General features: G+C 52.0%; 14 protein-coding genes. 4 read left to right on the top strand and 10 right to left on the bottom strand.

What is annotated here, in order from left to right; translation table 11 throughout:
- Positions 1 to 82 precede the first annotated feature (82 nt).
- Positions 83 to 910 carry a 4-hydroxy-tetrahydrodipicolinate reductase gene (gene dapB / locus ACTF7Q_RS03925; RefSeq protein ID WP_438996546.1) on the top strand — a complete coding sequence of 276 codons (828 nt, stop codon included), beginning with the start codon at positions 83 to 85 and terminating at the stop codon, positions 908 to 910.
- Between the two features lie 201 nt (positions 911 to 1,111).
- Here dapB and ACTF7Q_RS03920 read toward each other — a convergent pair whose 3' ends face one another.
- Positions 1,112 to 1,720 (bottom strand): thymidine kinase, encoded by a 609-nt coding sequence (locus ACTF7Q_RS03920; RefSeq protein WP_438996545.1) that lies wholly within the window; start codon positions 1,718 to 1,720, stop codon positions 1,112 to 1,114.
- Positions 1,721 to 2,137: 417 nt separating this feature from the next.
- On the opposite strand from ACTF7Q_RS03920, the gene upp reads away from it, so the two are divergent.
- Positions 2,138 to 2,767, top strand: a complete 630-nt coding sequence (gene upp / locus ACTF7Q_RS03915; protein WP_438996571.1) for a uracil phosphoribosyltransferase — start codon at positions 2,138 to 2,140, stop codon at positions 2,765 to 2,767.
- Positions 2,768 to 2,942: 175 nt separating this feature from the next.
- Here upp and cdd read toward each other — a convergent pair whose 3' ends face one another.
- The 7 genes from cdd to ACTF7Q_RS03880 form a co-directional block, all read right to left on the bottom strand.
- Entirely contained in the window at positions 2,943 to 3,368 is a 426-nt protein-coding gene (gene cdd / locus ACTF7Q_RS03910; RefSeq protein ID WP_438996544.1) for a cytidine deaminase, read from the bottom strand.
- Positions 3,369 to 4,346 carry an ABC transporter permease gene (locus ACTF7Q_RS03905; RefSeq protein ID WP_438996543.1) on the bottom strand — a complete coding sequence of 326 codons (978 nt, stop codon included), beginning with the start codon at positions 4,344 to 4,346 and terminating at the stop codon, positions 3,369 to 3,371.
- Positions 4,336 to 5,463 carry an ABC transporter permease gene (locus ACTF7Q_RS03900; RefSeq protein ID WP_438996542.1) on the bottom strand — a complete coding sequence of 376 codons (1,128 nt, stop codon included), beginning with the start codon at positions 5,461 to 5,463 and terminating at the stop codon, positions 4,336 to 4,338. Before ACTF7Q_RS03900 ends, ACTF7Q_RS03905 begins: the two co-directional genes overlap by 11 nt.
- Positions 5,460 to 7,145, bottom strand: coding sequence for an ABC transporter ATP-binding protein (locus ACTF7Q_RS03895; protein ID WP_438996541.1), 1,686 nt, complete (start codon positions 7,143 to 7,145; stop codon positions 5,460 to 5,462). The genes ACTF7Q_RS03900 and ACTF7Q_RS03895 overlap by 4 nt, the downstream gene beginning before the upstream one ends.
- A gap of 20 nt (positions 7,146 to 7,165) precedes the next feature.
- Complete coding sequence (locus ACTF7Q_RS03890; RefSeq protein ID WP_438996540.1) at positions 7,166 to 8,161, bottom strand: BMP family lipoprotein; 996 nt, start codon at positions 8,159 to 8,161, stop codon at positions 7,166 to 7,168.
- A gap of 70 nt (positions 8,162 to 8,231) precedes the next feature.
- Positions 8,232 to 9,062: an isopenicillin N synthase family dioxygenase gene (locus tag ACTF7Q_RS03885; protein ID WP_438996539.1), complete on the bottom strand. Its 831-nt coding sequence runs from the start codon at positions 9,060 to 9,062 to the stop codon at positions 8,232 to 8,234.
- Between the two features lie 43 nt (positions 9,063 to 9,105).
- Complete coding sequence (locus ACTF7Q_RS03880; protein WP_438996538.1) at positions 9,106 to 10,062, bottom strand: nucleoside hydrolase; 957 nt, start codon at positions 10,060 to 10,062, stop codon at positions 9,106 to 9,108.
- A 186-nt stretch (positions 10,063 to 10,248) separates the two neighbouring features.
- Between ACTF7Q_RS03880 and nth the strand changes: the two genes are divergently transcribed.
- On the top strand, positions 10,249 to 10,893 hold the full coding sequence (gene nth, locus ACTF7Q_RS03875; protein WP_438996537.1) for an endonuclease III: 645 nt from the start codon (positions 10,249 to 10,251) through the stop codon (positions 10,891 to 10,893).
- Positions 10,894 to 10,925: 32 nt separating this feature from the next.
- Here the strand turns inward: nth and ACTF7Q_RS03870 are convergent, their stop codons facing one another.
- Positions 10,926 to 11,609, bottom strand: a complete 684-nt coding sequence (locus tag ACTF7Q_RS03870) for a hypothetical protein (protein ID WP_438996536.1) — start codon at positions 11,607 to 11,609, stop codon at positions 10,926 to 10,928.
- 215 nt (positions 11,610 to 11,824) lie between these two features.
- Between ACTF7Q_RS03870 and ACTF7Q_RS03865 the strand changes: the two genes are divergently transcribed.
- Positions 11,825 to 12,808 carry an adenosine kinase gene (locus tag ACTF7Q_RS03865; RefSeq protein ID WP_438996535.1) on the top strand — a complete coding sequence of 328 codons (984 nt, stop codon included), beginning with the start codon at positions 11,825 to 11,827 and terminating at the stop codon, positions 12,806 to 12,808.
- Positions 12,809 to 12,834: 26 nt separating this feature from the next.
- Here the strand turns inward: ACTF7Q_RS03865 and ACTF7Q_RS03860 are convergent.
- The coding region (locus ACTF7Q_RS03860) for a phosphate acyltransferase (RefSeq protein ID WP_438996534.1) at positions 12,835 to 13,570 on the bottom strand (736 nt) is incomplete at its 5' end.

Genomic DNA, 13,570 nt, shown 5'->3' with positions numbered 1-13,570 from the left:
CACAGATGTTTTACATCTGTTCGGGATTTGCTCTATAGTCTGAAAAGGCGTTAGAGGCCGATAATAAAAAGGATTCCGGATAATGAGTACAGCAGACAGTATCAAGCTTTCGATTCCAGGTGGCTCTGGCCGTATGGGTAATATGTTGATTCGTGAAATTGCCTTGGCATCGGATCTGGTTCTCCATGCTGCAAGTGATCGTCCCGAAAGCCCTTTGATTGGCAAGGATTCAGGTGAGCTGGCTGGCATCGGTGCGAATGGTGTGATGATCAACAGCGATCCGTCAGCGTTGATTGGCGGCGATGTGATGGTGGATTTTACCAGCCCTGCCGCAAGTCTGGCGCATGCCGAACTGGCCATGCAGAATAATATGGCAATGGTGATTGGCACCACGGGTCTTAGCCCCGCAGACGAAGCCCGGCTTGCTGAAATCGGCACCAAAATTCCATTAGTCTATTGTGCGAATACGTCAGTTGGCGTCACCTTGCTACGCGCGCTTGTCGAACAGGTTGCCGCCCAACTTGTCGAGGGTTGGGATATCGAAATTCTGGAAACGCATCATCATCATAAGGTTGATTCGCCATCAGGCACCGCCCTAGCATTAGGGAAAGCGGCGGCCAAAGGGCGCGGCGTTGCTTTGGAAGATGTGTCTGATATTGTGCGCGATGATCAGGCTGGCGCTTCGCGCGTTGGGGCGCGCAAAGCTGGCGATATCGGTTTTGCGGTGATGCGTGGCGGCGATGTGACAGGTGAGCATAGCGTCACCTTTTTTGGCGAATCCGAACGTATCGCGCTGACACATATGGCGACTGATCGGGTGGTATTTGCCAAAGGGGCGATCAGGGCGGCACGCTTTGCGGCAACGGCGGATATCGGTTTTTATAATATGGAAGACGTTCTACGCGGGTAAAGCATCATCCGGCCTGAGAGGATCGAAGGGCGATAAGATGATCGCGGAGATAAGAAAGCATCATCTGCCCTGAGAGGATCGAAGGTCGATAAGATGATCGCGCAAGCATCAGCCGACCGTAGGTCGAGAGATGATGCAACATGATATAGACTCACCCATCATCCGGCCTGAGAGGATCGCGTCAAAAAGCATTACTATCGATTAGTCAGATTTGGTGGCTTTTGCCATCGCCGCTTTCCAGTGCTTGCGGCATAGCGAGACATATTTATCATTACCGCCAATTTCGATCTGCGCGCCATCGGTGATCGGCTTGCCATCAGCATCAAGGCGGACGACCATCGTGGCTTTGCGCCCGCAATGGCAGATCGTGCGGATTTCGCGCAACACATCGGCAATCGCCAGTAAGGTGGCACTGCCCTCAAAAAGCTGCCCCTGAAAATCAGTGCGCAGGCCATAACACATAACCGGAATACCAAGCTCGTCGGCAATCGCGCTTAATTGCCAGACCTGGGCAATGGTCAGAAACTGTGCTTCGTCAACCATGATGCAGGCGATGTCGCTAGTGCGGGATAGCGCGGTGGCAAGGGCGAAAATATCGGTGCTGTCATCGAACATTTCGGCATCGGCCTGTAAGCCAATGCGCGAGCCAATCTTGCCTTTGCCATCCTCACCTTGGCCAATCCGGTCATCAAGGCGCGCGGTCAGAAGCAAAGTGTCCATGCCGCGTTCTTTATAATTATGCGAGGCCTGCAACAGGATCGTCGATTTGCCTGCATTCATTGCCGAATAAGAAAAATATAACTTTGCCATGTTACCTGTGAACCCTGTGATTCTAATGCTGGAAGGAGCTAAATATAAGCTACGATCATCTTATCACTCTGCGCTGTGCCTCGCGTGGATGATGCTTGATTCTTATATCATGTCGCATCATCTCACGACCTTGCGGTCGGATGATGCTTATTTATCTCCGCGATCATCTTATCGACCTTCGATCCTCTCCGGGCGGATGATGCTTATTTATCTCCGCGATCATCTTGCGGCTTTCGTTTCACTACAGCCGGATGATGCTTTTGTGAATGGTAAATACCGAAAGCCAAGGCTAAGATACTGTTCACCAGCATATCCGAATTTACATAGGTGATAAGCATATTTGGTAATATGGGGTTTAGTTAACATTGATGTGCGCTGTTAAGTATAGCGGCGCTTTCCATGACGAAAAGGGTTTTTATGACGAATAATCTGCATATTTTGGCGCATCCGCTGGCCACGCATAAATTGGCAATCCTGCGCGACAAAGATACGCCATCGGCTTTGTTTCGCACAACGCTGGCAGAATTATCATGGCTACTGGCCTATCCAGCCTTTGCCGCGCTGAAATTGACGCCGCGGCAGATCGAAACCCCGCTTGAGCCGATGATGACAGCCAGCCTACCCGATCCGGCACCGTGTCTGGTATCGATTTTACGCGCAGGCAATGGGCTGGTTGACGGTTTCAGCCAGCTATGCCCCGAAGCCAGTATCGCGCATCTGGGTCTGTATCGCGATGAAGATACCTTGCAGCCTGTGTCCTATTACACATCAGTGCCGCAGGATATCGCCGCGCGGCAGGTTATTCTGGCCGATCCGATGCTGGCCACCGGCGGTAGTGCGATTCTGGGTATGGAAAAGCTGGTCGAAATGGGCGTTAAGGATGTTGTCTTTGCTTGTCTGGTCGCATCACCCGAAGGCGTGGCGGCCATACATAATGCGTTTCCGGATCTACCGATTTTTACCGCCTGTCTGGATCGCGAGCTGAATGAAAAAGGCTATATCCTACCTGGGCTTGGCGATGCAGGCGACCGTATTTATGGCACTTGAGGCGATAGGCCGGATGATGCTTGCTTAGTAATATGTCGCATCATCTCTCGACCTTGCGGTCGGCTGATGCTTGCGCGATCATCTTATCACTCTGCGCTTCGCGTGGATGATGGGTTATGTTGCGCGATCATCTTTCTGCCATCACTGCGTTCCGGCCGGATGATGCTTAGCAATTCTATGGCTTTAGATTTGCGGGACCAAAGCTGTGCGGCAATAGATCGGCAAGTGTAAAACGTTGCTGTTCGCCATCAGGACTGGCAATGATAATCACCGTATCCGGCGTGGCAAATTCGCGTATCCGCTGACGACAGCCACCACATGGTGTGCAGAGGATATCATCCCTATCCGTTCCCCCCGCTATGGCGATGCGGTCAATCCGCTGTCCGCCCGCATTAACCATCATGGCAATCGCCGCGGTTTCAGCGCAAATACCATTTGGATAGGCCGCATTTTCAACATTGACCCCGCAATGGATGCGCCCCTGTTCATCACGCACCGCCGCGCCAACGGCAAATTTGGAATAGGGCGCATAGGCGCGGGTCATCGCATCAATCGCCGCGGTGATCAGGGCGCTGTCAGATGCAGAGCTTTGATTAGGCATTTAGCGCTCCTTTATATAGGGCTGGCCAATGGCGCGTGGCGGCACCGCCCGCCCGACAAGCCCAGCTAGTAAGATCACTGTCATCAGATAAGGCATCGCCAGAATCAATTCGACTGGGGCGGCACCAATAAGGGGCAATTCGACGCCTTGCAAGCGGGCGGCAATCGCCTCAAGAAACCCGAATAGCAAACAGGCAAGCAAAGCCCCGCGTGGTTGCCATTTGCCAAAGATCATCGCTGCCAAAGCGATATAGCCTTTGCCGGCAGTCATCTCGCGCACAAAGCCACTGCCATGTGCGGTCGATAGATAGGCCCCCGCGATGCCGCATAAGATACCCGCGATAATGATCGCTTTATAGCGTAGCAGACTGACCGAAATGCCAGCACTGTCAACCGCCTCGGGCTTTTCGCCAACAGCGCGTAAGCGCAGGCCAAAGCGGGTGTTCCAGAGGACATAGGAGGTGAAGATCACCGCCGACAAGCCAACCCAGACAAGGATATTATGCCCCGAAATCAACTCGCGATAGATTGTTCCGATAAAGGGAATCTGGCTGACTTGATCAACAAAGGGTAGTTCGGTGGGGGCAAAACGGTCTGCGCGTGCCAGATTCGGCGTTTGGCCGCCTTGGCGAAACATAGCGATTCCGACCGTGACCGTAAGGCCAGATGCCAGAATATTGATCGCCAGTCCGGAAATGACCTGATTGCCACGATGCGTGATACAGGCAAAGCCATGGATGATTGAAAAGACCACCGATATGGTGATGCCAGCCAACAAACCCAGCACCGGCGAATGCAACAGGCTGGCAGTGGCGGCGGCGGCAAAGGCCGATAGCAACATCTTGCCTTCAAGCGAAATATCGATGATGCCCGCGCGTTCGGAAAAAATACCCGCCATCGCACATAGGATCAGTGGCGTTGCCACCCGCAAGGTCGCATCAAGTGCCAGAACAAACTGTAACCAAAGATCAGCCCCCATGCGCCGCCTCCGTTTCGTCGCCTGCAGTCAGCTTTGAAAATAGCCGTTGCAAAGGTTTCTGGAACATAAAGGACAAGGCTCCCGAAAACAGAATAATCAGACCCTGGATCATTAGCACCATCTCGCGGGTGATGGTCGAAAATTCAAAATCAAGCTCGGCACCGCCTTGATAAAGCGCGCCAAATAACAAACTCGCCAGAACGATACCAAAAGGATGATTTCGTCCCATCAATGCCACCGCAATTCCGGTAAAACCGTAACCCGAAGTGAAGTTCAGTATCACCCGATGCTGAACCCCCAGAATTTCGTTGATCGCCATCAAACCTGCCAAACCACCCGAAATGGCCATGGTGATGATGATAATACGTTCAATCGGAATACCGGCATATTGCGCGGCTTGCGGGCTTTGGCCAACTGCGCGGATCGCATAGCCAAGCCGTGACCGCCAGATCAGCACCCAGACACCAACACAGGCCAATAAGGCAATGATAAAGGACAGATTCAATGGTGATCGTGCCACGTTAAAGCCAAGCCCCTGTAGAATTTCATGAATCATCGGCAAACTAGCCGCGTCAGTAAAAGCGCGTGTTTCAGGCGACATTTGACCACCTGATTTGAGCATTCCTGCTAGTAAAGACACCATGATCGAAGCGGCCAGAAAATTGAACATGATGGTGGTGATCACAATATGACTGCCACGTTTGGCTTGCAGATACCCCGGGATCACCCCCCATACCGCCCCAAAGGCTGCCGATGCCATGATCGCCAATGGAAGCAATAGAACGGCTGGTAGAAAACTGTCCATCCATAGACAGATCAGACCCGCACCAAGACCACCAAGATAAGCCTGTCCCTCGCCGCCAATATTGAACAGCATGGCGTGAAAGGCCACCGCCACCGCAAGACCGGTAAAAATGAAATTGGTGGCATAATATAAGGTGTAACCAAGACTGCCATCATAGATAAAGGCGCCTTTGATCATCACCAGCATTGCGACAAAGGGGTTTTCGCCAATCAAGGCAACAACAATGCCCGAAACAAACAAGGCAACTAGCACATTGATGACGGGTATCAGGCCAATATCGACCCAACGCGGTAGAGGCTTTTGCACCGTCATGAGGCTGATCCTGTCTTGCTGGCCGGGTCAGCGCCTAGCGCAGTATCTGGCGCAGTATCTGGCGCAGTATCTGGGGCGATACCTGCCATCATCATGCCGAGGGTTTTTTCATCAGCATCATCACGCGCCACTTCGCCAACGATACTGCCATTATTCATCACCAGAATGCGGTCAGACAGGCTCATAATTTCTTCGAGTTCAACCGATACCAGCAAAATGCAGCAGCCGCGGTTACGCAATTCGATCAGCTGTTGATGGATAAATTCAATCGCGCCAATATCAACGCCGCGGGTTGGCTGGCCGACAAGGAGTAAGCTAGGCTCGGTAGAGATTTCGCGCGCCAGAACAAGTTTCTGCTGATTGCCACCAGAAAAATTGGCGCTGATATAGTCAGGATCAGCGGGGCGCACGTCAAAGGCCTGCATGCGCGTAGCACAATGCGCGGCCAGTTTTTGTGGAGCAAGCCACCAGCTATCACCAAGATCAGGAACGCCCCTATTATCGCCCCTATTATCGCCCTTATTATCGCCCTTATTATCGCCCTTATTATCACTGTGGCCAAGAAGCATAGATTCGGCGGCGGAAAAATTCAGCACAATGCCGCGTCGATGCCGGTCTTCAGGCACATGCGCAATGCCAAGATCACGCAAGGACGCAGGCCCTAGCGGATGCGCCGCATCGATCTTTTGGCCAGCAAAGGTAAAGCTGCCGGCCTGTGGTGGCCTGATGCCAGCCAAAATATCAAGCAGTTCGGACTGGCCATTGCCAGACACGCCCGCGATACCGATGATTTCGCCACTACGTAATGAAAAGGACACGTCGTCGAGCTGTGTTTCACCTGAGTCACCGGCGCAAGACAGATGGTCGGCGGTCAGCAAAATGTCGCCAGGCGTGGCGGCGGTATGATTGACATCAAGCAGAACCTTGCGGCCAACCATCAATTCAGCCAACGTTGCCGGAGTGGCTGATGCGGTATCAAGATGTGCCACCATCTGTCCCTGACGCATAACCGAGACAGTATCGGTGATCGCCATGATTTCGCGTAATTTATGGGTGATAAACAGGATGGTGACGCCCTGATCGCGCAAGGCGTTCAGAATGTCAAATAGCTGATCGGTTTCCTGTGGCGTCAAGACCCCCGTGGGTTCATCGAGTATCAGAATACGGGCACCGCGAAACAGAGCTTTGAGAATCTCAACTCGCTGTTGCAAGCCAACGGCCAAGTCTTCGACCAGACTGTCTGGATCAACCGCAAGGCCGTATGTATCGGATAATATCTGTAGTTCGCCGCGCGCATGGATAGCGGCCTTGTCAAGCTGGGCGTGGCCTTCATGCCCCAGCATAATATTTTCAAGCACGGTAAAATTGGGTACTAGCATGAAATGCTGATGCACCATACCGATCCCATGGGCAATGGCAGCTGCCGAGCTGCCAATATCAACGGCTTTGCCATTAATTGAAACGCGGCCAGAATCAGCGCGGTAAAACCCATAAAGGATACTGACAAGGGTCGATTTGCCCGCGCCATTCTCGCCAATAATACCGTGAATATGGCCTTGCTTTACGGCCAAATTGACCTTTTCATTGGCGCGCACGGTGCCAAAGGCCTTGGAAATATCACTAAGTTCAACAGCCAGCGGTGAGTGATCCCCACCGCTGGGGTTTTTGTTAGATTGTGTCATGTCAGATGTGACAGCTTGTCCTAGTAAGGGCAGCTTTCGTCACTTGTATAATCATGCACGGTAACTGCACCACCAATGATGTCGGCTTTGGCTTTTTCGACAGCCATTTTCATGTCAGCTGTCACCAATGATGCGTTATTAGCATCCAATGCCCAGTCAACGCCGCCTTCGGCCAGACCAAGGGTGACAATACCAGAGGTGAATTTGCCCGCTTTTGCATCGCGGAATGTTTCATAGGCGGCAACATCAACGCGCTTTAGCATTGAGGTCAGAACACTGCCTGGTGCTATGCCATTCTGGTTTGAATCGACACCAATTGCCAGCTTGCCAGCATCGGCTGCGGCCTGAATAACACCGCCACCAGTACCACCAGCAGCATGATAAACAACATCAGCACCACGATCGATCTGTGACTGGGTTAATTCAGCGCCCTTGGCCGGATCGTTCCAGGCAGACGGGGTTGAACCAGTCATGTTCTGATAGACTTCGGCACTATTGCTGACTGATTTGACACCGCCAACATAGCCACAGGCAAATTTACGGATCAATGGAATATCCATACCGCCGATAAAGCCAACTTTGTTGGTCTGTGACGCCTTGGCGGCGGCAACACCAACAATGTAGCTGCCTTCATGTTCCTTGAACACATATTGGCGCAGGTTCGGCGCATCAAGCCAGCCCACATCGATGATCGAAAACTGACGATCAGGATATTCGGCGGCCACTTTTGAAATCGCATCGGCCTGGGCAAAGCCTACACCAAGAATTACAGTGGCACCACGTTCGGCCATACGGCGCATGGCTTGTTCACGCTGGGTTTCGTTGGTGACTTCGAATTCCATCACTTCAACACCTGATTCGGCGGTGAATTTCTGGACGCCATTCCATACACCTTCATTGAAGGATTTATCGAATTTGCCGCCCATATCGTAGATAACAGCTGGCTTGAAGTCAGCAGCAAAGGCGGCTGTACTCATGGTGACAGCGATGGCTGCCCCTAAAAATTTATTTAACATTTATGTCTCCCTGGTCCCTTACAAATGGTCTTCACATTAACACAAACAGCCACATTTCAGATTGATTTCTTTATTTCAGGCCGATTTCTTTTAGGCGTTGTTGCAGATAATTATCTGCCGTTATGCCAGGCTGTAATAATACATCGGATCGTGGATGTAAAAACATGGGCATAGAATAGCGCGACTGATTGGCATGTGCATCAGGATTTATCACCCGATGTGTTGTTGATGGATAATAATTGCCACTGGCCATCGCCAGCATGTCGCCATTATTGATCGTTATCATCCCTGGGTCGCATGCAATATCATGCCAGACACCGGCGGCATCGCGCGCCTGAAGCCCCGGCTTTGATCCCGATAATAGCAATGTAATCAAATTTATATCTTCATGTGCCGCCGCCCGAATCGCATTTGGCTCCGGAGCGACAACCGGCGGATAATGCAGAATCCGGAGTAGGCTTTCCTGGCTTTCATACATCATTTCATCAAGCGGCATGGTGAAACTTGCGGCGATGTCTGGCGGCGTCTGTGCCTGAATCCAGCTTAATAATTCGGTGCCAAGAGTCACCAGCTCATGATAGATGGCGCGGGTTTCATCTTCCAGCCCATCGGGAATCGGTGAGCTGGGATAGATATGAAAAAATTCTTTCAAATCTTTGATTGGCGAGTCCTTGGCATTTTCCGAACGGAACGGAAAAAAACCGTCATGACGGGGTGGCTGGACGGTGAAATCATGTTTGGCGTCACCCGCAAAAAAATCACCCCAGCGATCATATAGGCGCGCTAGACGATCGGGGGCAATCGGGTGGTTGGCAAGCACGGCGAATCCTGTATCGCGCAAGGAGCGTTGCAACGCAATAGCGGCATCTTCAGCCTGATAATCAACGGTTTCAATAAGCATATATCGTCCCTACCCTGTCTTATTTATGATCTGTTGACGTGACCTAACGTCGGCTATCTCGTGCCTTGTCGCCATTGGCGACAAGCTCGATAAATTTGTCCCGCACCGCCGCGCCATTGACCTGCATAGCCACCTGTATCAGAGGGCGGCTGGCATCATCAACCGGCAAAGTGCGGCCAATCTCGTCGCCATCGCATATTACTTTAAGTGCCATGGGCTCAAAGTCAAAAAAATCAGGGTCGGTGATCGCCAGAATTGCCGATGGGTCGTGCATGAAACATGACCGGATACCGGTTTTGTTTTCGTGAAAGTCGAAATAGAATTGCGTTGCCGCATCCAGAAAGCCGCCAATAGCCGGAGCCTGTTCAGCCAGCATGGTAAAATCGGCAGGCGTGCATTGCGCCTTTTCGGTGACATCAAGCCCGACCATAGTAACAGGCCATGTGGCGGCAAAAACGCATTCGGCAGCGTCAGGATCGTTCCAGATATTGGCTTCAGCCACGTTGGTCACATTGCCATGCGGCGCTGCTGAGCCGCCCATGACAACAACCGCTTTGACGTTATCGACAATCGCCGGATCATGATCAAGCGCGGCGGCCAAATTGGTCAGCGGCCCAACAGCGCAGATGATGATTTCGCCAGGATGCGCAGCGCAGGTCTCGCATAGATAGCGTGCTGCTGTCTGGCTGATGGCGGTGCCGTGCGGGATGATCGGTGCTACATCACCAAAACCTTCGCCGCCATGGACAAAATCGGCTGGCGGCTCAGGCGGGCGATGGCGCGGTACAAGCGCGCCTTGGCTGACTACAGTTTTATAACGCGCCATTTCGGCCAACACCAAGGCATTGCGGGTGGCTATATCAATCGTGACATTGCCAAAAATGGTAGTCAGACCCAGCACGTCAAGTCGCGGATCGGCAAAGGCCATATGAATAGCCATGGCATCATCAATGCCGGGATCCGTATCAATAATTATCTTTTGTTTTATCGTTTGGCGCATGAAGTAAACTCATCATGTGGATATGACACGCCATCAATACGCGACGCTTGGCGAATGCCGATTTTCACTTTACGCTTGCATTGGCGCTTGTTTCAAGATGCAAGGTGCAAATTGATAATCGCCAGATGAGATAATACCCAGATGGGATAATGACCTAACGCTGTTTACGCCCACACCGAGGATATGATGCCACAAAAAATGCGCCTTGATGATATGGCACGCTGTTTTGAACGTTTGTCCAAACGCCAGCCAGACCCCCAAACCGAACTTGAATTCAGCGATCCCTTTACTTTGCTGGTGGCGGTGGTGCTGTCAGCTCAAGCCACCGATGTCGGGGTCAATAAAGCCACCAAAGGGCTGTTTGCCGCGGCAAGCACACCCGATCAGATGGTTGCGCTGGGCGTTGAAGGGATCAGCCATCATATCCGTACGATTGGTCTGTTTAACACCAAAGCCAAAAATGTGTTTCGCCTGTCAGAGTTGCTGATCATGCGGCATAACGGACAGGTGCCAGAAGACCGTGCGGCGCTGGAAGCGTTGCCCGGGGTTGGCCGCAAAACCGCAAATGTGGTGTTGAATGAAGCCTTTGGATATCCGACGATTGCCGTGGATACGCATATTTTCCGGGTGTCGAACCGCACCCGTATGGCGCCTGGTAAAACTGTCGATATTGTCGAAAAGGAATTGCTGCGGCGGGTGCCTGAAACATGGAAAAAGGGCGCACATCACTGGCTGATTCTGCATGGGCGCTATGTGTGCAAAGCGCGCACGCCTGATTGTGCTGCCTGTGAGATTGCCGATCTATGCCTGTTTCCGGGCAAGACCGCTTAAGGTCTGTGAAGCAGATATAGGCTGGCTTCAAATTATCCGCTCTGTGGCGTCATCCGGTCTTTTGCCAAAGCCCGACGGCAGATCAATTCATTGGCAGTCGCGCCCAAGGTGGTTGCACGGTAAGCCCAGTCACGCACGGTATAGCGGCCATTAGAATTCAGGCTGGTATCTGGAGTTAGGAAAAAATCAAACACACAGCGATCAAGTCGATATTGCCATATTTTGACCGCGCCTTCGGTGCGGATGATATCAGCCGCGCCAAGCACAGATATTAGCACTGTATCGGGCTTTGACAGCACTGTATGCGGCATGAATTCGACTGGCGGCGGTGGTGGCGCTGGAATGACAATTTCTGCAACAGTTTCTGATGCGATTTCTGCTGTTGGCGCGTCGGTATTCTCGCTGTCTGTTTTGTCATCAACATTAGTTTGATCACCGTTCGTTTGAAGTGGGGCGGCGGCGATTATGCTGGTGGTTGCCAGTGCGCTGCCCACATCATCTTGAGCATCAATTTGGGACTCGGTAACAATAAGATCAGGCGCGCTGGCATCAGTTTTGGCTATTATTATCGTCTGTATACTTGCTTGGGTGCTTGCGGGGTTGCCGTTTGTGGCAAGATTCTGCGGCTGACAAGCGGTTACAAGACCAGTAATGGCAATAAGCGGGATCACGGATAATGTGGACAAAGGCAAGCTAAACAGACGCGGCGAATACATTAATAAAGTCCCTTGGCCGAAAGCTCGTGATAAGCTAATGATAAACTGCATATAAGCCGAATGCGATCCGGATAGCATGTTGAATATATTGTTATGCTTATCTCATGGTTCATTTACGCTTGTCTATCAGATATAGCATCCCTATGTTCCTTTTGCCCTGCAGATCGTGATATCGGCAGGCACGTTTTCAAGCAGGTATAGCAATTAGGGTTAATATGTCAGATAAAAGTTTGGATGTGCTTACCATCGGTAACGCGATTGTCGATGTCTTTGCGACCTGTGAGGATGCGTTTCTGGACACCCATGGCATTGGCCGCGGGATGATGAACTTGGTCGATGAAACACGCTCGGCAACATTATATGCCGCGCTTGACGCGCCCACCGAAATTTCTGGTGGCTCGGCGGCGAATACCGCGGTTGGTGTTGCGGCCTTTGGAGGTCAGGCTGGCTTTGCTGGGCGGGTGCGTGACGATGTGCTTGGCCGCAGTTTCATTCGGGATATTGCTGCCGCCAATGTGCGCTTTGCCAACCCACCGCATCAGCAAGGATCAGCCACTGCGTCATCAATCATTCTGGTTACGCCCGATGCGGCGCGTTCTATGAATACCTATCTTGGTGCCTGTATCGAGGTGGAGCCTGCGGATCTGATCGAAGCGGAAATAGCCGCATCGAAAATCATCTATCTGGAAGGCTATCTGTTTGACGCGCCGCATGGCCCGGCAATTTTTGCCCGTGCGGCCGAACTGGCGGCAAAGCATGATGCCACAATCTCGCTGTCATTATCAGATCCATGGTGCGCCGAACGTCATCGGGATGCGCTTGTTACCTTTATCACGGATCATGTCGATATCCTGTTTGCCAATGAAGATGAAGCGGTAAGCCTGTGTGAAAAACCAATCGACAACACGATTGCCGATTTGCTGGAGATGGTTGCGGAATTGATTGTGACGCGTGGGGCCAAAGGTGCCTTTTATGGCACCAGCGGGGAGCAGTATGAGATTGCCGCCATGCCACAAGGCACGGTTATCGATACGACCGGAGCAGGCGATCTGTTTGCGGCGGGCTATCTATATGGCCGCACAAATGGCCATTCGATCAAGATGTCGGGAAAGCTGGCCAGCCTTGCCGCTGGTGAGGTGATTTCACATATTGGCGCACGGCCAGAAATGGATCTGCAGGCATTGGCAGCAACACTCTAGGCACAGCCAGTCTGGATGATTTCGGGTTAGCGCAAGGTCTCGTAAGCGGCGAGGGCGGCGGCCTGAACGATGTCATGTGCCGAATCACTCATACTAACGATCTGGAACGGATATTCGCCGCCAAGCAACATGGGTCCGATGATCGAACCTTCGGCAATTTGTTGAATCAGTTTGAATGAAATATTCGCCGAATGCAAACCAGGCATGACCAGAATATTGGCAGGACCAGATAGGCTACAGAACGGATAGCGTGATTTCATCAAGTCAAAATCAAGCGCCACATCAGCACTCATTTCGCCATCAAATTCAAAAGATACCTTGCGGGCTTTGAGAACCTCGACCGCATGACGTGATTCGGCGGCAATTGCGGATTCAGGACTGCCAAAATTGGTGAAAGACAGAATGGCCACACGCGGCTTATGCCCCATCTGCTGTGCCTTGGCGGCCATCGCTTCGGCAATATTGGCCATTTCTTCGCCGCTTGGCCGTTCGGTCACCGATACATCACCGACAAAAATCGTCCGACCACGAGACACAATCATCGAGGCGGCCATGAACTGACTGTTTTTGGCAACATCGATAACACGTGTCACATGTTCAAAGCTGGGCTTGAAAGAGCGTGTCAAACCGGTGACCATCGTATCGGCATGACCCATGCTGACCATACAGGCGGCAAAGACATTACGATCCAGATTGACCATACGCTGACAGTCGCGTTTCAGCGATCCCTTGCGCTGGAGTTTCTTATATAGAAAGTCGATA

The organism is Puniceispirillum sp. (SeqCode) (assembly GCF_965657105.1).
Taxonomy (GTDB): domain Bacteria; phylum Pseudomonadota; class Alphaproteobacteria; order Puniceispirillales; family Puniceispirillaceae; genus Puniceispirillum.
Note: the sequence above shows the minus strand (reverse complement) of the source record. Positions and strands in the feature narration are given on the sequence as shown.

Bases quoted from the DNA above. Each gene is read 5' to 3' on its own strand.
- ACTF7Q_RS03920 (WP_438996545.1), bottom strand. From the start codon at position 1,720: ATGGCAAAGTTATATTTTTCTTATTCGGCAATGAATGCAGGCAAATCG.
- ACTF7Q_RS03890 (WP_438996540.1), bottom strand. From the start codon at position 8,161: ATGTTAAATAAATTTTTAGGGGCAGCCATCGCTGTCACCATGAGTACA.
- ACTF7Q_RS03880 (WP_438996538.1), bottom strand. From the start codon at position 10,062: ATGCGCCAAACGATAAAACAAAAGATAATTATTGATACGGATCCCGGC.
- upp (WP_438996571.1), top strand. From the start codon at position 2,138: ATGACGAATAATCTGCATATTTTGGCGCATCCGCTGGCCACGCATAAA.
- ACTF7Q_RS03885 (WP_438996539.1), bottom strand. From the start codon at position 9,062: ATGCTTATTGAAACCGTTGATTATCAGGCTGAAGATGCCGCTATTGCG.
- nth (WP_438996537.1), top strand. From the start codon at position 10,249: ATGCCACAAAAAATGCGCCTTGATGATATGGCACGCTGTTTTGAACGT.
- ACTF7Q_RS03865 (WP_438996535.1), top strand. From the start codon at position 11,825: ATGTCAGATAAAAGTTTGGATGTGCTTACCATCGGTAACGCGATTGTC.
- ACTF7Q_RS03900 (WP_438996542.1), bottom strand. From the start codon at position 5,463: ATGACGGTGCAAAAGCCTCTACCGCGTTGGGTCGATATTGGCCTGATA.
- ACTF7Q_RS03895 (WP_438996541.1), bottom strand. From the start codon at position 7,145: ATGACACAATCTAACAAAAACCCCAGCGGTGGGGATCACTCACCGCTG.
- dapB (WP_438996546.1), top strand. From the start codon at position 83: ATGAGTACAGCAGACAGTATCAAGCTTTCGATTCCAGGTGGCTCTGGC.
- cdd (WP_438996544.1), bottom strand. From the start codon at position 3,368: ATGCCTAATCAAAGCTCTGCATCTGACAGCGCCCTGATCACCGCGGCG.
- ACTF7Q_RS03870 (WP_438996536.1), bottom strand. From the start codon at position 11,609: ATGTATTCGCCGCGTCTGTTTAGCTTGCCTTTGTCCACATTATCCGTG.
- ACTF7Q_RS03905 (WP_438996543.1), bottom strand. From the start codon at position 4,346: ATGGGGGCTGATCTTTGGTTACAGTTTGTTCTGGCACTTGATGCGACC.